The sequence below is a fragment of the Luteibacter aegosomatis genome, from assembly GCF_023078455.1.
Classification (GTDB): Bacteria; Pseudomonadota; Gammaproteobacteria; order Xanthomonadales; family Rhodanobacteraceae; genus Luteibacter; species Luteibacter aegosomatis.
Window position 1 is genome coordinate 2,386,916 of record NZ_CP095740.1, and the last position, 17,777, is coordinate 2,404,692.

The 17,777-nt window shown below is 66.6% G+C and carries 19 protein-coding genes; 7 read left to right on the forward strand and 12 right to left on the reverse strand.

Going from position 1 to position 17,777, the window contains the following annotated elements:
• Positions 1 to 15: 15 nt before the first annotated feature.
• Positions 16 to 552, reverse strand: a complete 537-nt coding sequence (locus tag L2Y94_RS10715; protein WP_247366421.1) for a YaeQ family protein — start codon at positions 550 to 552, stop codon at positions 16 to 18.
• Between the two features lie 118 nt (positions 553 to 670).
• Here L2Y94_RS10715 and L2Y94_RS10720 point away from each other — a divergent pair, with 118 nt between their 5' ends.
• From L2Y94_RS10720 to L2Y94_RS10740, 5 genes are all read left to right on the forward strand, one after another.
• On the forward strand, positions 671 to 1,522 hold the full coding sequence (locus tag L2Y94_RS10720) for a PhzF family phenazine biosynthesis protein (RefSeq protein WP_247366422.1): 852 nt from the start codon (positions 671 to 673) through the stop codon (positions 1,520 to 1,522).
• 52 nt (positions 1,523 to 1,574) lie between these two features.
• The gene (locus L2Y94_RS10725) at positions 1,575 to 1,787 is read left to right on the forward strand and encodes a hypervirulence associated TUDOR domain-containing protein (protein WP_247366423.1); all 213 of its coding nucleotides are present in this window, start codon (positions 1,575 to 1,577) and stop codon (positions 1,785 to 1,787) included.
• Positions 1,788 to 1,824: 37 nt separating this feature from the next.
• Positions 1,825 to 2,727, forward strand: a complete 903-nt coding sequence (locus L2Y94_RS10730) for a helix-turn-helix domain-containing protein (RefSeq protein ID WP_247366424.1) — start codon at positions 1,825 to 1,827, stop codon at positions 2,725 to 2,727.
• 110 nt (positions 2,728 to 2,837) lie between these two features.
• Positions 2,838 to 3,590 carry an SDR family oxidoreductase gene (locus tag L2Y94_RS10735; RefSeq protein WP_247366425.1) on the forward strand — a complete coding sequence of 251 codons (753 nt, stop codon included), beginning with the start codon at positions 2,838 to 2,840 and terminating at the stop codon, positions 3,588 to 3,590.
• Between the two features lie 18 nt (positions 3,591 to 3,608).
• Complete coding sequence (locus L2Y94_RS10740; protein WP_247366426.1) at positions 3,609 to 4,430, forward strand: EthD domain-containing protein; 822 nt, start codon at positions 3,609 to 3,611, stop codon at positions 4,428 to 4,430.
• A 7-nt stretch (positions 4,431 to 4,437) separates the two neighbouring features.
• Here L2Y94_RS10740 and L2Y94_RS10745 read toward each other — a convergent pair whose 3' ends face one another.
• Entirely contained in the window at positions 4,438 to 5,343 is a 906-nt protein-coding gene (locus L2Y94_RS10745) for a LysR family transcriptional regulator (RefSeq protein ID WP_247366427.1), read from the reverse strand.
• Between the two features lie 114 nt (positions 5,344 to 5,457).
• Here L2Y94_RS10745 and L2Y94_RS10750 point away from each other — a divergent pair, with 114 nt between their 5' ends.
• Positions 5,458 to 6,543 (forward strand): aldo/keto reductase, encoded by a 1,086-nt coding sequence (locus tag L2Y94_RS10750; RefSeq protein ID WP_247366428.1) that lies wholly within the window; start codon positions 5,458 to 5,460, stop codon positions 6,541 to 6,543.
• A gap of 28 nt (positions 6,544 to 6,571) precedes the next feature.
• Positions 6,572 to 7,006 carry a hypothetical protein gene (locus tag L2Y94_RS10755; RefSeq protein ID WP_247366429.1) on the forward strand — a complete coding sequence of 145 codons (435 nt, stop codon included), beginning with the start codon at positions 6,572 to 6,574 and terminating at the stop codon, positions 7,004 to 7,006.
• Between the two features lie 55 nt (positions 7,007 to 7,061).
• On the opposite strand, the gene L2Y94_RS10760 is transcribed toward L2Y94_RS10755, so the two are convergent.
• From L2Y94_RS10760 to L2Y94_RS10805, 10 genes are all read right to left on the reverse strand, one after another.
• Complete coding sequence (locus L2Y94_RS10760) at positions 7,062 to 8,204, reverse strand: SMP-30/gluconolactonase/LRE family protein (protein WP_247366430.1); 1,143 nt, start codon at positions 8,202 to 8,204, stop codon at positions 7,062 to 7,064.
• A gap of 67 nt (positions 8,205 to 8,271) precedes the next feature.
• Complete coding sequence (locus tag L2Y94_RS10765) at positions 8,272 to 9,438, reverse strand: aldo/keto reductase (protein ID WP_247366431.1); 1,167 nt, start codon at positions 9,436 to 9,438, stop codon at positions 8,272 to 8,274.
• Between the two features lie 225 nt (positions 9,439 to 9,663).
• Positions 9,664 to 10,221: a DUF2878 domain-containing protein gene (locus L2Y94_RS10770; RefSeq protein WP_247366432.1), complete on the reverse strand. Its 558-nt coding sequence runs from the start codon at positions 10,219 to 10,221 to the stop codon at positions 9,664 to 9,666.
• Positions 10,221 to 11,018: a hypothetical protein gene (locus L2Y94_RS10775; RefSeq protein ID WP_247366433.1), complete on the reverse strand. Its 798-nt coding sequence runs from the start codon at positions 11,016 to 11,018 to the stop codon at positions 10,221 to 10,223. The genes L2Y94_RS10770 and L2Y94_RS10775 overlap by 1 nt, the downstream gene beginning before the upstream one ends.
• Before the next feature lie 60 nt (positions 11,019 to 11,078).
• The gene (locus L2Y94_RS10780) at positions 11,079 to 12,356 is read right to left on the reverse strand and encodes an MFS transporter (protein WP_247366434.1); all 1,278 of its coding nucleotides are present in this window, start codon (positions 12,354 to 12,356) and stop codon (positions 11,079 to 11,081) included.
• Positions 12,353 to 13,456 carry a metallophosphoesterase family protein gene (locus tag L2Y94_RS10785; RefSeq protein ID WP_247366435.1) on the reverse strand — a complete coding sequence of 368 codons (1,104 nt, stop codon included), beginning with the start codon at positions 13,454 to 13,456 and terminating at the stop codon, positions 12,353 to 12,355. The genes L2Y94_RS10780 and L2Y94_RS10785 overlap by 4 nt, the downstream gene beginning before the upstream one ends.
• 29 nt (positions 13,457 to 13,485) lie before the next feature.
• Positions 13,486 to 14,055, reverse strand: coding sequence for a hypothetical protein (locus tag L2Y94_RS10790; protein ID WP_247366436.1), 570 nt, complete (start codon positions 14,053 to 14,055; stop codon positions 13,486 to 13,488).
• Positions 14,056 to 14,123: 68 nt separating this feature from the next.
• Positions 14,124 to 14,855 carry a hypothetical protein gene (locus L2Y94_RS10795; RefSeq protein ID WP_247366437.1) on the reverse strand — a complete coding sequence of 244 codons (732 nt, stop codon included), beginning with the start codon at positions 14,853 to 14,855 and terminating at the stop codon, positions 14,124 to 14,126.
• A 146-nt stretch (positions 14,856 to 15,001) separates the two neighbouring features.
• Positions 15,002 to 16,327, reverse strand: coding sequence for a sigma-54-dependent transcriptional regulator (locus L2Y94_RS10800; protein WP_247366438.1), 1,326 nt, complete (start codon positions 16,325 to 16,327; stop codon positions 15,002 to 15,004).
• Positions 16,312 to 17,739 carry an ATP-binding protein gene (locus tag L2Y94_RS10805; RefSeq protein WP_247366439.1) on the reverse strand — a complete coding sequence of 476 codons (1,428 nt, stop codon included), beginning with the start codon at positions 17,737 to 17,739 and terminating at the stop codon, positions 16,312 to 16,314. Before L2Y94_RS10805 ends, L2Y94_RS10800 begins: the two co-directional genes overlap by 16 nt.
• Positions 17,740 to 17,777 lie beyond the last annotated feature (38 nt).

Here is a 17,777-nt window from a genome sequence, read left to right on the forward strand (position 1 = left end):
GCGGCGGTCGGCGTGTCAGGCCAGGGTCTTCAGCTCGATCGGCACGACGGTGTCGCCGCTGATGACCTGGGCGTGGCCGTCCTGCACCATGAACTGGATCTGCATCGTCCGCTGGGTGAGTGTCGCCAGCGCCTCGACCGTGGCCGGATCGACATCGATCACGGAGACGTTTTTCGTACGTGCCACGGCCGCGGCGGTCTTCTTCCACCAGACCTCGGCGGCACGACCGCTGTAGGTATAGATGATCACCCGTTTCGCCCGGCCGGCCGCGCGACGGATGCGTTGTTCGTCGGGCTGGCCGAGGTCGATCCACAGATCGACCTCGCCGGTGAGTTCCTTGCGCCACAGGTCGGGTTCGTCCTCCGAGCTCAGGCCCTTGCCGAAGGTCAACGCATCGTCGGCATTCAGCGCGAAGGCCAGCACGCGCACCATCATGCGCTCGTCGGTTTCCGACGGATGCTGGGCGATGGTCAGGGCGTGGCCCTGGTAATAATGCCGGTCCATGTCGCTGACCTGCAGGTCGGCCTTGAAGATGGTCGATTTGAGTGCCATGGGGCTGCTTGCGTGGCGATGTCGGCCGCCAAGCCTACACGACATCCCGATGGCTTCGTGGATCGGCCCGGGGGCATCCATAATCGAGGACCCCGATCACCCACCGTCCGATGCCTTCATGAGCCTTCTTTCGTTCCGCCAGGTCGATGTTTTCTCCGCCCGCCCACTGATGGGCAACCCGCTGGCCGTCGTGCTTGGCGCGGACGGCATGGCCGACGCCACCATGATGGCGTTGGCGCGCTGGACCCAGCTCAGCGAGACGGTGTTCCTCCAGCGGCCGTCCCATCCCGACGCCGACTATCGCGTGCGTATCTTTTCACCGCGAGGCGAAATGGCCTTCGCGGGACACCCCACGCTGGGTGCCTGCCACGCGTGGTTGTCCACCGGAGGGGCGCCGAAGGGATCGGATGTGATCCAGGAGTGCGGCATCGGGCTGGTACGCGTGCGGCGTGGGAACGGCTTGCTGTCGTTCCTGGCACCTCCGTTACTGAAGAACGACCCCTTCGAGCCGGACGTCCGCGGCACGATCGCGCGAGGGCTCGGATTGGACGAACGCGACGTGGCGGATGCGCGCTGGGTGGACAACGGTGCGCAGTGGCGCGCGGTATTGCTGCACGACGCCGAAAAGCTCCACCGGCTGTCGTTCGACGCGACGCTGCTCCAAGGCATGAAGCTGGGTGTCGTCGCGCCCACGCCCGATGGCGCGCAGGCCCGCTACGAAGTGCGCGCGCTGGTATTCGACTCGAGCCTGCTCGAGGACCCCGCCACCGGCAGCCTGAACGCGGGCATCGCCCGTTGGTTCGCCGAGGCGGGGAAGGGGACGGACGACTACGCCATCGCCCAGGGCCGCGCCCTGGGCCGCGATGCGCGGCTGCACGTCCGGCACGTGGGTGACGAGGTCTGGATCGGCGGCCAGGTCTCCGACTGCATCGAAGGGCACATTCGGCTGGACGTGCCGGTCACGGTCTGACGACGTCCGGCTGCCCAGGCTTTTCCGCAAAGGCCTGGGCGAGGTGCGCAAGATGACGAAGACGTTCAAAGTGGGCGATCACGTGCGGTGGAATTCCGAGGCGGGCCATGTCACCGGCACGATCACGAAGATCCACAAGCGTGACTTCGAGTTCATGGGTCGCACCCGACGGGCGACGGAAGACGAGCCCCAGTACGAGGTCAGGAGCGATAAGACCGGCCACGTCGCCGCGCACAAGGCGGGCGCGCTGGACCATGTCAGGTAGCGTTCCATCGCTCGCTGCGGGGTAGACTGGTCTCGCCATGCATACCGATCAGCTCGCTACGTCCCCCGCCGCCCTGGCGGCCTACATCGGAACCACGGTACTAGCCAGTTCGGACGAGCGGATCTGGCATGACGCCTTCGTGCAGATATTCGACCAGGCCCACGTGCAGGATGCCGTCATGATTCCGGCGGTGGCGGAGCCTGTCATTTCCTGGACGATTTCCGGCTCCGCCAGGGTGGAGGAGCGCGAGATCGGTGGAACGTGGACATCCTACGAGGTGCGGGAAGGCGACTTCTACCTCACGCATTCCGACGCACCCTATGAACTTCGCTGGCGCGCGGACAGCTCCAAGCCTTTTCGCGCCATGCATGTCTATCTGTCGCTTTCGCGCCTGGCGCAGGCGGGTTACGCGGTGCTCGGTAAATCCAATCCGGGCATCCGGCTCACCGAAGTCTCGTGCAGCCGCGACGACACGGTATCGGCGCTCCTGGAGCTGATAAGGCGCGAACTGCTGGCGCCGGCTCCCGGCGGCACGCTCTGGGTCGATGGCGTGCTGTCCGCACTTGCGGTGCATCTGGTGCGGCATTACGTGCGCACAGGCCATGCGCGAATCCACAAGGGGCTGGCGGCCGCCAAGTTGCGCAAGGCGGTGTTGTTCATGGACGAGCACCTCGACGAGGCTTTCGACCTGGCGCGGCTCGCCGACGAGGTGGGGCTGAGCGCCTTCCATTTCAGCCGCCAGTTCACCGCGGCGGCGGGCATGGCGCCGTCCCGCTACTTCATCTCCCGCCGCGTGGACAAGGCGAAGCGGCTCCTCAGGGAATCCGAACTGAGCATCGTCGACGTAGCGCTCGCCGTGGGATATTCCAACCCCAGCCACTTCGCCCAGGTCTTCCGCCGCGAGTCCGGCGTGGCGCCCAGCGACTACCGAAACGCCTAGATCGCAAGATCCCGATGATGGCGGCAAGGCCACGGCGGAAGCGTTTCCGGCAGGCGGGTAACGTTCCGTTCATGGCGCTGCCTCCGCGCCGCATCCCATGAAGGACATCCATGTCATCTGCCATATCGGGCAAATGTGCGCTGATTACCGGCGCGTCCAGCGGAATCGGTGAAGCCACGGCGAGGCGCCTGGCCGCCCTCGGCATGCGGGTAGGCATCGCCGCCAGGCGCATCGATCGACTCACCGCACTTCGCGACGCGATCGTCGCCGACGGCGGGGACGCCTTCGCCATCGAGATGGACGTCACCGACACCGACTCCGTCGCCGCGGGCGTGGAATCGTTCGTCGCTGCCCATGGTGCCGTCGACGTGCTGTTCAACAACGCCGGGGTCATGCCGGTATCGGACATCGACCGTCTCCGGCTCGACGAATGGCACCGCATGGTCGACGTGAACCTCAAGGGCATGCTCAACGCCACCGCGATGGTCCTGCCGCACATGATCCGCCAGCACGCCGGTCATATCTTCAACACGTCGTCCATTGCCGGACGACGTGTGTTCGGTCCCGGCTACACCGTGTATTCGGCGACGAAGTTCGCGGTGACGGCCTTTAGCGAGGGTCTGCGCATGGAAGTCGGAAAAAAGCACAACATCCGCGTCACCTGCATCCAGCCGGGCGCGGTGATCACGGAGTTGCCCGAGCAGACCGCGGATGGCGAAAAGCGCGAGGCCATGCGGGCCTATCGCAAGCAGATCCGTTTCCTCGACGCCGACGACATCGCCGATGCGGTGGCATATGCCGTCATGGCACCGCCCCACGTGAACGTCGCCGAGCTTTTCGTCCTTCCCACCGAACAGGCCTAGGCCTGCTGGAGCACGCACATGACCCCACCAGACGATCGCCGACCCTTCGACGAATCAAGCCTCCTCTCGCGCCGCGACTTCATCGCCGCATCGTCGGTGGCGCTGCTCGGCGCCGCCGCGGGCGTCGTCGCGGCTCCCGCTCCCTCGGTCGCGGCACCTGGCACCCATGTCGGCCCGGTCAAGTTGATCCAACTGGCCCATCCCCGGGCGGGCATCAGCCGCCAGGCGTTCGACGACCACTGGCGCCATCCCCACGGCACCCTCGTCCACGACATGCGCGGGAACCGGAAGTACATCCAGCATCACCGACTGGATAGCGCGGTATTCAAGGACTCGGATTCGACCTATCTCGCCATCGCCGAGGTGTGGCACGACAGCCTCCCCGCGGCCGACCTGAGCAAGGATCCACACTTCATCAAGTACGTGCAGCCGGACGAGCCGAACTTCGTCGATCAATCCAAGCACATCATCACGATGGCCGCGGAGGACGTGGTGCAGGCCAGCCGCGGCTCCATCGCGCCGGATGCCCCGTTCGGCGACCTGTACTGGTCGGACAAGGATTCCAACGTCTACGTCACGCTCACGCAGTTCGTCGGCGACCGGTCGGTGGACTGGACCGTCGACGAGTCGCTGGCGCTCTCCCGGCGCATGCGGACGTTCCGGCAGGTGATCAACCGCAGCGTGGTGCCGGGATCACGGATGGCGATCATCCGCCAGTTCATCTGGCCGACGCAGACGCACTTCGAAGAGGCGGTGGCCGCCGATCGCGACGCCTTCGAATCGCTGCGCAAGACGCCGTCGTCGTTCCTCTACCTGGCCCGTTCCGAACGCGTCTTCTGACCCGCGTTCAATCGTAGATCCCGTTCTGCCGGCGAACCATGTCCACCAGTTGCGTCAAGCCCGGCGGTGACCGCCGCCGGCTCGGGTAGTACATGCAGAACGGGTCGCCCATCGACGACCAGTCCGGCATCACCTGCAGGAGCTGGCCGCGTGCCAGCTCTTCCCTGACGCGTATTTCCAGGCAGTACGCCAGGCCCACGCCGCGCATGGCCGCCACGATGGTCGCTTCGGTTTCGTTGACGCGCATGACGCCGGGCACGTCGACGCGGGCCATGGATGGACCGTCGCCCAGCTCCCAGGGATAGGTCGAGTTGTCGCCCACGCGCATCTGGATGCACATGTGCTTGTAGAGATCGTCCGGGTGGCGCGGAGGCGTGTGCCTGCCGAGGTATTCCGGCGAGCCGACCACGATCCAGCGCAACGGCGGCGTCAGCGGCACGGCCACCATGTCGCGCGGCACGCTGCCCGCATACCGGATGCCCGCATCGAAACCCTCCGCCACGATGTCTATCGGACGATCGTCCACGATCAGGTCGAGGTGGATCTGCGGATACCTCCGTACGAAATCCACCACCATCGGCGCGATGAGCAACCGGGCGGCATCGCGTGGCGCGTTGATGCGAAGGCTCCCGACGGGATCGCCGCGATGCGCTTCCAGCGCGTTCAGGCCCTCGGCGATGGTGTCCAGGCCGTGGGAAAGCGCTTCGGCCAGTTCGCGTCCCGCCGCCGTGAGCGACACGGATCGGCTGGTGCGATTGAGCAGGCGAACTTCCAGCCGGTCTTCCAGCTTGCGCATCGTGTGGCTGAGCGCCGACGTCGTGAGGCTGAGATCGATGGCCGCGGCGCGAAAGCTGCCGCGTCGAGCGATGGCGAGAAACACGTTGAGGTCGGCCAATTCCGAACGGGACAGCATGGCCTTCGCCTTCGCCTGTTATCGGGGCATTGAATGGATTTCAACAAAAACCCATTCCGCTCGCAAGCGCCAGCGCATAGTTTGTATTCCGGCATCACGACGCTGGAGGATTCGATGAAATACCGTCCCTTGGGCCAGTCCGGCCTGTATGTTTCCGAATACGTTCTCGGTTCGTTGACGTTCGCCGGAACCAACGGTTTCGAAGCACTGGGTTCCGTCGACGTGGCGCAGGCGCGCCGCATGGTGGATGCCGCGCTCGACGCGGGCGTGAACGCCGTCGACACCGCCAATCTCTATTCCAAGGGTGACGCGGAGTCGGTGGTGGGCCGAGCGATCGCGGACCGGCGCGACGACCTCCTGCTTTTCAGCAAGGCGGCCAGTCCGATGACCGACGGTCCCAACGGCGCCGGTGCGTCGAGAGCGCATCTCTCACGCCAGATCGACGATTCGCTGCGACGCCTGGGTACCGATCATCTCGACCTGTATTTCATCCATCGCTGGGACGGCGTGACGCCGGTGGAGGAAACCGTCCAAACGATGGGTGGATTGGTCAAGTCCGGGAAGATCCGCTACTGGGGCATTTCCAATTACTCGGGATGGCAGGTCGCGAAGACCGTCATGCTCGCTCGCCAGATGCATCTGCCGCCGCCGGTGGCGCACCAGGTGTATTACACGCCGGCGGCGCGCGAAGCCGAGTATGAAATCATTCCCGCGGGCGAGGAACTCGGCGTCGCGACGGTCGTCTGGAGTCCATTGGGCCAGGGCCTGCTCACCGGACGGGTCGATCGGCATACACCGCCGCCCGCCGACACGCGCCAGGGCGACGATCATTGGCCCGAGCCCTACGTGGCCGATCGCGACACGTTGTGGAACGTCATCGATGCGCTGAAGCGGGTCGCCGCGGCGCGCGACGTCAGCGTGGCACAGGTGACCCTCGCCTGGCTGCGAGGACAACCGCCGGTTCATTCCATCGTGCTGGGTGCGCGCAACGAGGCGCAACTTGGCGACAACCTCGACTCGGCTCGCCTGGAGCTCAGTTCCGGCGAGTTGGAGACCATCGAGAGCGCCGGGCGCCCCCCGGCCATCTATCCGTATTGGCATCGCGCGATGTGGGCACTGGATCGCCCCACGCCTGCCGAGCGCGAGTACCTGCAACGCCACCGCCTCACCATGGGCCTGAAGCGTACCGACGAGCAATGAGCGGCGCTTTCGCCGAGAGGGAGAAACCATGAACTCCACGATTCGATACCTTGCTACGCGCGGCGTGTTCGTTTTGGCCGCTGGCTCCAGCCTGTCTTCCGTGGCGCACGAGGTCGCCTCGCATGCGCTGGTGTCGCCCACGTCCGAGACCGCTCGCCAGGTCGAAGCGTTGGTACGTGGCCAGTCGTCCGACGTGTCGTTGCGATACGTGTACGGTTACGGCCCGAACGGCCCGGACACGTGCGACGCGCCCAAGCCGAGCCCCACGCGCGCGGAGGACCGCTACGGCGTGCTCGTATGCCGCTCGGCACAGCCGCTTTCCGCGGCTTATTACGTGCGTCCCGGTGGCAACGCATGGGCGTCGGCCGAAGATGCCGATCGTCGCCTTGCACGCATCGTGTCCCACGCGCTGGTGCCGGCGGGTGACGACGGGGCCCATCCGTCGACGAGGAGCGAGCTGTGATCCACGACGGAGGGCGGTCGAGGACCGTCCTCCGTCGCGTGCGGTCGGACCGGCCTCACTGCCTCACGGGTGGCAAGGCGATCGCGGAGATGGCGTGGTCGTCGTCGAGGCGGCTATTGACGGCACTTCCCGGCGCGGCCGAGACGTAGTCCATGTTCGCCACCAGGAGGATGTCGCCGAGGATGAGCACGGCGCAAGGCTCGTCGAGTTTGCCCGTTGCGCTACCGGAGTCGTCGTTGCGTTGCAGGGTGGTGACCTTGCCCTGCATGTCGATGGCATGGATGGCGTTGCCGAGAAAATCGGCCACATAGATCCGTCGACGCCGCGCATCGAACGCCATGCCGTCGGCCGACAGCATGGACGCGTCCCTCGCGAACAGCTGCGGCGCCCCGGCGGGACGCCCGTCGGCACCCATCGCCACCTTGAAGATCGTGCCTTCCTCGTTGATCCCGACGTACAGGTCGCCCGCATCGTCGAAGGCGATGCCATCCGCCCCCGCACCCGTCTTGTTGTTGGACACGAAGGTCGTCAGAAGGTGCGGATCGGGAATCCCGTCTCCGTAGGGACGCAGATGCACGGGCCCGTTCGCGAACTCGTCGAGGTCGAACGCGAACACGCCACTGATGTTGTTCGCCGTTTTCGGAACGATTTCCATGGCGGCGTCTGTGACGTAGAGCCGGCGGCCACGCCAGGCCAGGTCATTGGTGCCGAAGCCGCCTTCGACGACCACTTCCTGGCGCATCGGCTTGCCGTGTTCGATCACGATCCTGGCGATGCGGCTGTACGGGCCCTTTTTATAAGGGGATTGCCTGTCGACGTAGTAAAGATTGCCGTCGGGTCCGAAGGCGACGCCCATCGGCGCGACTTTCCCCGTCTCGGGGCTCAGGTCGCCGGGGGCGAAGCGATACCAGTCGGTAAGCCTCCTGCTGACCGGATCGAGCAGCGCCAGCCGGGCGGGCGAGGCGGCTGCCGCCCGCCCGGTCTTTTCGAGCGTGAGGTTGTTGTAGTTGGGCACCGCCACGACGATCTTGCCGTCGGGTCCCCGTGCCATGCTGTCCATCGTGTTGTATTCGCGAGGCTGGATGGCGAAAACGGCGGCATGGTCGGTGGCGGGAGGGGCGTTCGAGAACGCAGCGCTCGCCGTGCAACCGGCGAGCGCTGCGCCCGCTACCAGGGCGGTCAGGATCAACTTATGCATACGGGGAACCTCCATGGGCCGAATCGGCCTGGGCCGGTACGGTGGCCGATGCCGATGGCGGGTGTCGTCAGGCTTTCGCCGACGGAATCGGCGCATTCTGCTCGATGAGTCCCTGGTTCTTGAGCTCGGCCCAGAACGCCGGTGGGACGGTCGCCTTCATCGAGCTAGCGTTGGCGAGCGCTTGCGCCTCGGTGTGCGCACCGACGATGAGCGCGGCGGCCACGTCGGGCGCGGCGGAGAACTGGATGGCGGCGGTGCGCAGGTCCACGCCGAACTGGCTCGCGACCGCGCGCAGGCGATCGCGCTTGGTGAGGTGTTCGCGGGAAATATCCCAGGAGCGCTTTCCATAGTTGTAGCGTGGGCTACCCGAGATAAAGCCTGCATTCAACGACGAGCCGACGACGAATTCGACGCCGTGCTGTCGGGCCACCGGGAAGATGGTGTTCAGCGCGTTCGCGTGGTCGATCAACGAATATTGCGAGGCGAGGAGGCAGACGTCGGGATCGGATTCCTTGATGACGCGGAGGATCGGTTCCGGCGTATTCACGCCGATGCCCCAGCCGCGGATGATTCCCTCGTCGCGCATCCGGGACAGCTCGGGAAACGCGCCCTTCAGGGCGATGGCGAACTGCTCCGGCCACGGCGTGGGGAGAAGGGCGTTGTCCGAGGAGATATCGTGCACGAAAACGACGTCGATGCGGTCGACGCCGAGCCTCTGCAGGCTGTCTTCGATGGATCGGCGAACACCGGCGGCCGTGTAATCGAACGTCACGTTGTTCGGCGAATTGCCGTATTCGAAAAGCTCCTTGGCGTTGTTCTTCGGGGAGGCCTTGAGAAGCTTGCCGACCTTGGTGGAGAGGAGGTAACTGTCGCGCGGCTGGTTGTGCAGGAAGCTGCCGAATCGGCGTTCCGCCAGCCCGAGTCCGTACCAGGGCGAGACGTCGAAATAGCGGGCGCCGGCCTTCCACGTGGCTTCCAGCGTGCGATACGCATCCTCGTCGGTGACGACCTCGAATTCGTTGCCGATGGGGACGCCTCCCAGGCCGTAGCGGAATTCGGGGCGGTCGAAAATACGCGACGCTCGGGTGTTGCGCGTTCCCGAGGCGCTGGCCGGCGTCCTCGCATCCATGGCGAAAGGCCGGGCGCCCGCGAGGCTCGGCATCGCCAATGCGCCCGACACGGTGGCCGCGAGCGTCAGGAAGTCACGACGATTGAGCGAAGAGTCGAAGGACATGGTGGGCTCCTTGGGTTGGAAGGCCGCGATACGGCAGATGACGGTCGTCATGAAAGACCGCACGCATGCCATCGTAGCGAGGCCACCGCGTCGGCATGGCGTGAATTCGTTGATGTTCTTTCAATGCCTCCTTGATAGGAGGCCCCGATCGCATCGATCGGCACCGGCGTTCATCTTTGTGTGTCGCTTTTCACGCGACGATCGTTCGATGCACGGCCGCGCGAGTTACGACTGACGGATTGCCGGAGGCGATATCGCCATCTGGGAGAGCAACGGCAAGGCCAGGCCCCATGTGACGCCCAGCCAAAGCACGGCCGGCACGGGAGACGCGGGCAAGATCACCGCTTGCCAGCCATGCGCGGCGGCCAGATAGGCCATCGGTGCGCCAATCGCTCCCAGCAGCGCCGCGACGAAAGGTCGGCCGCGCACGAAGGCCATCGACCGGCCGAGGGTCGTGGCGAAACTGAGCCAGAGCATGAGGATCCACGCCGGCGCGCCGCCCGGCGGTAACGCGGGGTAGGGTGACGCGTAGTGCCACCAGCCGAGCATCGATGGCACGCCGTCGACCGCCATGCCTACGAGCAGCGCCATGCCCAACAGCCCGCATTCGCGGACGATGTGGCGGGAAAAGGCCAGTTGAGACATGACGAACAGCGCTCCGGCGACCAGGCCCCAGGCGGGGCGTCCATGGCCGGCCCCGATGACCACGGTGAACCAGACGGCCTGATAGCCGATGAGGTTGAACCAGGTCCCGGCGCGGCGGCGGATGACTGTCGGATCCATCAACGCGAGCAACTCGTCACGAGGGGCTGGACCCGAAGCGAGGCGATCTCATCGGGCGAGACGGGCGGCCGGTCGTCGGACGATGGGAAGACGATGCGGACCTTCCGGTTCTTTCCGTCGTCCGACTTGATGTTGCTTGGGCCTTCGAAACCGATCAGTCGATGATCGGCTTCGGTGTAGGCAAGTGACACCGTCGGGGCGAACGCTCCCAGCCAGCCGTCAAGGGTCATGCGGAACTGCCGCACCGATGGCGACCCGGTCGACGTAGCATCCGGCCGGATGACGAGCCGCAGGTCGTCGAGTCGGCTCGGCACCACGAAACGTACGGTCATGCCTTTCGGATTCGATACGCCCGACCAATGCGCCTTGACGAAGTCGTCGAACCCCGCATCGACGACCGTATCGGCGTGGAGCGCCACGCTGCCCGTGCGCGGTGACTTGTCGGCGTCATGAGACACGGTCGCGATGATCCGTTCGCCCTCGACCTTCACGCTTTCCCGGTGCCCGCTTCGCGCATCCTCGTATTCGAAATCCGGTACCCAGGCCGTCCCGGTGTAGCGGACCAGCTTGCGCGCGAACGGCCGGCCGTCGGGGCAGCGATAGAGCACCAGTCGCTGGCGAGCCTTGCCATTGCCCGTCAGCCAGTGTTCTTCCCGATAGCGAACCTGGGACGTTTCCGGGTCGTAGGCCACGCCGGTGTAATGTCCCGTCGTGGTGTCCGCTGCGTGCGCCGCGGAGCATGCCGCCATGGCAAGGACGAAGCATGCCCAGAGAAAACCGGTGGAACGATTCGACATGCTGGGGGGCCTTCGTGGCGGTTGATCGAAGGAAGACAGCCTCGACGAGCGCTATCCGGCTTATCCGGCTCTTACGGATTTTTCCGTCGTTTGGATGCGTGGCCCGGTCGCCGATGTGTCGGTGCCGTGGGCGCCCAGGAGCCGCCGATAGCTCCACCATAGTCCCAGGGAGCCGACCGATATGGCGCCCAGGAGGAGGAATGCACCACGAAACCCGACGGACTGCGCCACCCAGCCGCCGAGCGCGGGGCTGAGCGCGGCGCCGATACCCTGCATGGTCATGACGGCGCCCTGGGCGACGTTGACGCGGCCCGTTCCCTGCATGAGCCGCGCCACCATGGCGGGGACGGCCACGCTCTGCAATCCGGCGCCGATGCCGTCCAGTGCCTGGACGGGGTAGACACCCCAGCGACCGACGAAAAACGCGGCCAGCAGTCCGCGGATCGGCAACGCGAGAAAGGTGACGAGAATGACGGTCCAGTAGCCATGCGTTCGGATGAGTCGCATCGCGAGGAGGGATGCGCCGACCATCACGACTTGCGCCACGACGATGGTCAGGGCCGTGAACGCACTGGGATCGCCTTGTCGCGTAGCGACCACCGCCATGCCATACAAGGGCAGCATGGCCGCGTTGCCCAGGTGAAACAGGGCCAGCGCCGCCGACAGCACGAGTAACGGTCGACAGGTCACGAGGATGGAAAACCCCGACGGCGCAGCGGACCCATCGTCCGCCTCGTGACCTTCCAGCCCACGAGCGGCTCGGTGGTCGATGGCCCGTTCCGGGATGAGCAGCGTGGCGATGATGGCGAACATCCCGAACGTCGCGGCCACCAGGAAGATGCCGCCGAAGCCGAAACGCCAGCCGATGTATCCCGAAAGCCCCGCACCGACGACGTTCCCCGCGTGGTTGGCCACCTGGTTGCGTCCGAACTGGCGGTCGAAGCCCTTGGATCGCACCATGCCCAGGGTCATGCCGGCGATCGCGGGACCGAGGAGCGCACCCGCGATGGCGGTGGCCACCTGCGACAGCACCACCATGCCAAAGGAATGCGCGTACCAGACGATGCACGACGCCAGTACCGTGCATGCGCACGAGATCACCACGGCCAGCCGCTTGTGGCGCGTGGCGTCGACGACGGCACCGGCCGGCGCGGTCACCAGCCATCCCGCGACACCGCCGATCGTCATCACCGTGCCGATCGCGCCGGTCCGCCAGCCGATGGATTGCAGGAACACGCCGAGGAACGGGCCGATGCCCGCCTGGACGTCCGCGACGAAAAAGTTCAGCGCCTCCAGCGGACGCTGCCCGCCGACGACCCGTTTTCCCGTGGCGCTCACCACTTTCTCCCATGCTTGTTGGGCCCGAGTTGCGTGCCCAGCAAGCCGTGCTCGGGCCACGGCTCGACCGCATGCGCGTCGGTGCCCAGGGGAGCGTCGGACAACTCTCGCGTGCGCTGGCGCGCGCCGAGCCATTCGATGCGATCCGTATGGCTGTTTCCGCGCGAGTCGGTAGCGGTGACCACCAGCTCCGCGCCGGACCTTTCGTAGTGCCTGCCGAGCGGCGCCGACCAGACCGCAGCGTTCCATTCGTCCTGATCCATCACCTGGGCCGCCTGGCCGTTCACGGCGAGGGTCACGATGGCGATGTCGCGCCCGAATATCTTCGCCCGCACCACCGGAACGGGCGTGTATCCCGTATCCAGACGACGATCGGCCGGCGCGGTGATCGTCACGAACGGCCACGAAGAGGCCAGTCTCTTGAACCGCCAGCCCACATGGCATCCGTCCAGGGTGACGATGGAGAATCCCGGCTGTCCGTCGTCCTCTTCGATCTGCGCCAGGGAGCGAGTCGATGCATGGATGACGCGGCCGTCATTGAGCACCTCGTTGTAGTGGGTATGCCCGGTGTCGACCACCGCCACGTTCGCCTGGGCGAAGAGCTGCCCCAACGCCTCGCCCTCGTGCGCGAGGTCACCGGGGTAGGCGTGCATGAAGACGGCCGGGCGATGGGTGTCGGAGCGCGAGGCCTCCAGTTCGTCCGCAAGCCATGCGAGTTGCGCCTCACCGAGACGGAAATCTGGCCCGCCGCCTGCCGAGACGACGTCCAGGAACAGGCAGCGCCGGCCGTCGGCGTGCACGGCCCGCGGCAATACGCCCGCGCCGGGCATGCGGGCGAATGCATTCAGGTGCCCCGGCTCCCGGTCGTGATCGCCGGGAATGGCATGGATCGGGATGTCCAGCCCGTCGAGCGCATCGACGATGCGCGCGTACTGCGCGGGAAGGCCGTTGTTGGCGTTGTCGCCCGGCACGAAGACGAAGTCCACGGCGCCGCGTAGCTGTTGCCTTGCTTGCGCCGCCCACTCGGCGAGGCGCGCGGTGCCGAGATAGTCGTCGTCGGAGGACGCATGCAGATCGCCGATGTGTGCCCAGGTAAGCATCGGATGGCCTCGTCTACGGGGGATGGGTGTCAGTGGCCGGGCTTCTTCGGCATCGGGCCGACCGCGTCGGCTCGGGGGCCGACGGCATCGGCCGCCACGACGGCGCCATGGGGCGTGTCGAGCCAGCGACCTTCGACGGCGACGTGCTTGCCGACGGTCAGCAGGCGATCCAGCGCAAGCGCCGCGTGGGGCGGTATCCGGACCACGACGCCGTCCTCGAGCAGCACGCCATGCACCGAACCCTTGGGACCGTGCAGGCGCCGTTCGATCCGGCCTTCGTAGGCCCAGCGTTCGTCATCCTTCGGTGGGTTATCGCGATGCGATCCCTCGCGAGGGCCTTCGTCGAGGATGCGCTTGCCTTTCGGCGGGTCGATGGCCACGGCGACGATGACGTTCGCGCCGCGCACCGCGAGCCCACGTACCGCGAGCCTGGCACCGGGCTTGATCGCGCGTGCGAGAGCGGCCGAGAGATGTGGCGGCGTGTGGATTTCCGTGCCGTCGGTCAGCAGCATGCCGTCGATGGCGCCGTGGCTGTTGGGCACGAAACGGTCGAACGTGCCGTGTGTGGCGGGGAGATGATCGGGGTCGATCCAATGCATGCGTGGGCTCTCGATGAAGAAGGGAATAGGTTCGCCGGCCGCCCTTGCGGACGGCCGGGTGCGATCGTTCACGGCGTGGTGGCCGCGGCGGTGGGAACGCCAGCCGGTGGGGGCGGCGGCAGCGGGCCCGGTTGGGGCGGCACGGCGAGGGGCTGCTCGCTACCCGGACGAGTGCCCAGGGCAGTGACCTGGATGGATCGGCCGTAACGCGTCTCCACGCCGAAGCCCTTCACACTCACGGGTGCATGGGGCGTCGCCCATGCGGTGGTTCGCTCCGAGGCCGGTGGCGGCAGATGCAGCAACGTACCGTCGTCGAGGACGGCGCCGTTGATGTCCCCGCGTGGACCGTATAGCGGCTGCGCGACCTGGCCATGCGCCTCCATCGGGGAGAGTGCCGGCGGCTCGGGTGGCGCCGTCGGCGGCCTATCGGTCCATCGCGTCCCCTTGGCGCTGACGGCCGCGGCTTGCAACAGCGGAAGGTCTCCCACGCGCCATCCGTCGACGAGGACGTCATCGCCCCGATGTACGTGCGCAGCCACCGCATTGCCGAGTCCGGGCGGCATCGCCACCTGCGTGCCGTCGGCGAGCAGGAGGCCGTCCACATCACCATTGGGATTGACGAGAAAGCGCGCGACCCGGCCGTTGCGCGTGGCGTTGGCTGAGGGCTGGCCGGGGGGCGGTGGCGGTACCGGCGCGATCGCGCCGGCATCGGGAGACGGTGGTGTCGGCGGTCGGTCTTGCGCCGACGCGACGCCGATGGCCAAGGCCATCGCGCTCATGATCAGAGGAAGACGCTGCATCGGAGACTCCTTGGCTGCGGTGAACCCCGCATGGTTCCCGTTGCATCCTCCGTGCCAGCGCTCGATGCCCGTGGTTTCGCCATTCGGCGAGCCGTCGCGCCCCCGGGTGTCCCTTTCGGGGACACCTCATGTCGCCGAAAGGGACATCACTCCAGGCCGTAGTCGACCAACTTGCGATAGAGCAGTTGCCGTCGAATCCCAAGGCGGCGCGCCGCTTCGGCACGATTGCCGTCGGCGTTCGCGAGCGCTTGCGCGATCATGCGGCGCTCCAACTCGGCTATCGCGTCGGGCAAGGAAAGATCCTCCGATGCCGGAGTCGCGGAGGGGGCAGGGGGTAGCATGCCCTCGATATCGGAAACGTCGACCACGGGCCCGGGAACCAGTACCCGGCAACGCTCCATCAGGTTGCGCAACTCGCGCACGTTGCCCGGCCAGGGATGCCGTTCCAGGCGCGCGAGGGCCGCGTCGGACAAGACCTTGCGCCGGGAGGGGGCGGCATCGAGGACATGGCGTGCGATGACGGCGATGTCCTCGGTGCGCTCGCGCAAGGGAAGCAGTTCGATGGGCAGCACGTTGAGCCGATAGAACAGGTCCATGCGGAATTCGCCGGCCGCGATGCGCTCTTCGATGAAGCGGTGCGTGGCCGCGATGATGCGCACGTCGACGCGCACGGGACGACTGCTGCCGACCGGCGTGACTTCGCCTTCCTGGAGCACGCGCAGCAGCTTCGCCTGCATGGCCAGCGGCATGTCGCCGATCTCGTCGAGCAGCAGCGTGCCGCGGTCGGCCTCGCGAAAGTAACCCTTGCGGTCCGCGATGGCGCCCGAGAATGCGCCTTTCTGATGACCGAACAGCTCGCTTTCGAGCAGTTCCGGTGGAATCGCCGCGCAGTTGACCGCGACGAACGCTTGCCCCGCGCGCTCTCCCGCCCGATGCAGCGCCCGCGCCACCATTTCCTTGCCCGTGCCGGTCTCACCGGTGATCAGTACCGGTACGTCGGTGGCGGCGGCCAGCCCGATGCGCTTGTGGACCTGCCGCATCGCCGGGCTCGCTCCCAGCATTTCTCCATCCTCGGCGGCGGATGTCGCTTCCGTCGGTGGCGAACCGACGGAAGCGAGGGCGCGCTCCACCGCGCTGGCCACTTCCTGGCGGCCGATGGGCTTGATCAGGTGATCGAACGCACCCAGCCGCATCGCATCGATGGTGTTCTGCGCCGAGGCGAATGCGGTGAGCATGATGATCGGAACGGGCGATGCGGCGGCGTCGGTGCGACGCGCGCGCAGCAACGACAGGCCATCCATGCCCGGCATGCGGTAGTCCAGGAAGGCGAGGTCGATGCCATCGGCGTCCAGCCGGCGCAGGCCCTCGGTGGCATCGGCCGCCATCGTGACCTGATGGCCGAGCGACTCCAGCGTCGCGGCCAGTGTCGCGCGGAAGTCGTGATCGTCGTCGATGATCAGGATGCGTGCCATGGGATATCCATGATGAACCGGTGCATGTCGGCGTCCCGCACGTAACGCGCGGCGCCTCCGTGGGCCAGGGCGATCTCGTGGACGAGGGCCAGGCCGAGTCCGTTGCCGTTCGGCCGACCGCTGACGAACGGTTCGAAGAGCCGATCCCGTATGTCTTCCGGCAACGGTTCGCCGGGATTCGACACGTTGATGTGCAGCGTCGCATCCCGTCGTTCGATGCTCAGCACCACCTGCGTCGCATCGTGTTCGAACGCATTGCGGAGCAGGTTTTCGATGGCCCGATGCATCTGGTCCGCGTCGATGCGCCAGTGCAGACCGTTCGGGAACGCGCGGTGCACGATCAACGTCTCGTGGGGCCAGTCGTGCAGCAAGGTATCGAGCCATGCGCCGAGGTCCGTATCCGCCAACCGCACGCGCATGGGTTGGACCATGCCGAGCAGGCTCTCGACCAGGCCGTCCAGCTTGTTCACCTGGTTCAGCACCATCGCCAGCGAGCCGCCTGCATCGTGCCTTCCCGACGTCTGGGCGAGCGCATTCTCGGCGGCCAATCGCATGGTGGCGATGGGATTGCGAATCTCGTGCGCCACCGTGGCGGTCATGCGGCCCAGACTCGCCAGCCGATCATGCCGACGCAACTCGTTTTCCAGGGCCTCGGCCTCTCGTCGGCTCTCCGCCAGACGGGACGCGTGAGCGACGACGGCGGCCGCCAGACGATCGACCTCGGGCGAGCCGGTGGGCGGGATCACGGGCACCTCGGAAGCATGCATCAACGCGTCCTCGACCGCCGACAGCTTCCGTCGCCAGCGTCGCATGATGGCCAGGAGTCCGCCGGCCGACGCCAGGACCAGGGCCAGCGGGATACTCAAGCCGATGGTCAGCCATCCGGACCATCGTCCCGGCGCACGGGGCAGGCGCGTCATCGTCCACACGCCGCGGGTCGCGTCGAGAGGGCAGGCGGTGATCAGGACCGTTTCGCGGTCGCCTTGCCTGGCATAGGTTCGGGGTTGTCCCGTGGCGACGGCGGCCTCGGCGACCGTGGCGATATTCCCTCGTTCGGCATCGGGCACGTCGGTTTTCGCGCCGGAACCCTCATAGGTGGGATAAGCATAGGCGGTGAATCCGCGGCCACGCTCCCATGCTCCACCTTCCATGCCGACGGCGTCCTCCAGGACCAGTTGCAGTACCACGTCCAGCAAGCCGTTGGATGACGAAGCCGCCCTGGCCGCCGGCGTCGCCGTTCGATAGCGGTGCACGATGGCGTTGCAGTCGGCGGACAAGGACTGCCGGGCTTCGGCGATCTGGACGGACCCGGTCTGTTGCCAGGCGATGAGCAGGAGGCCCGCCATGCCGAGGGATGCCACGGCCACGAGGGCCCAGATGACCAGCAATTGGCGGGAAAGCGCGCTAGGCACGTCTTATCACTCGTGAGGAGACGAAATCCTATGTACGC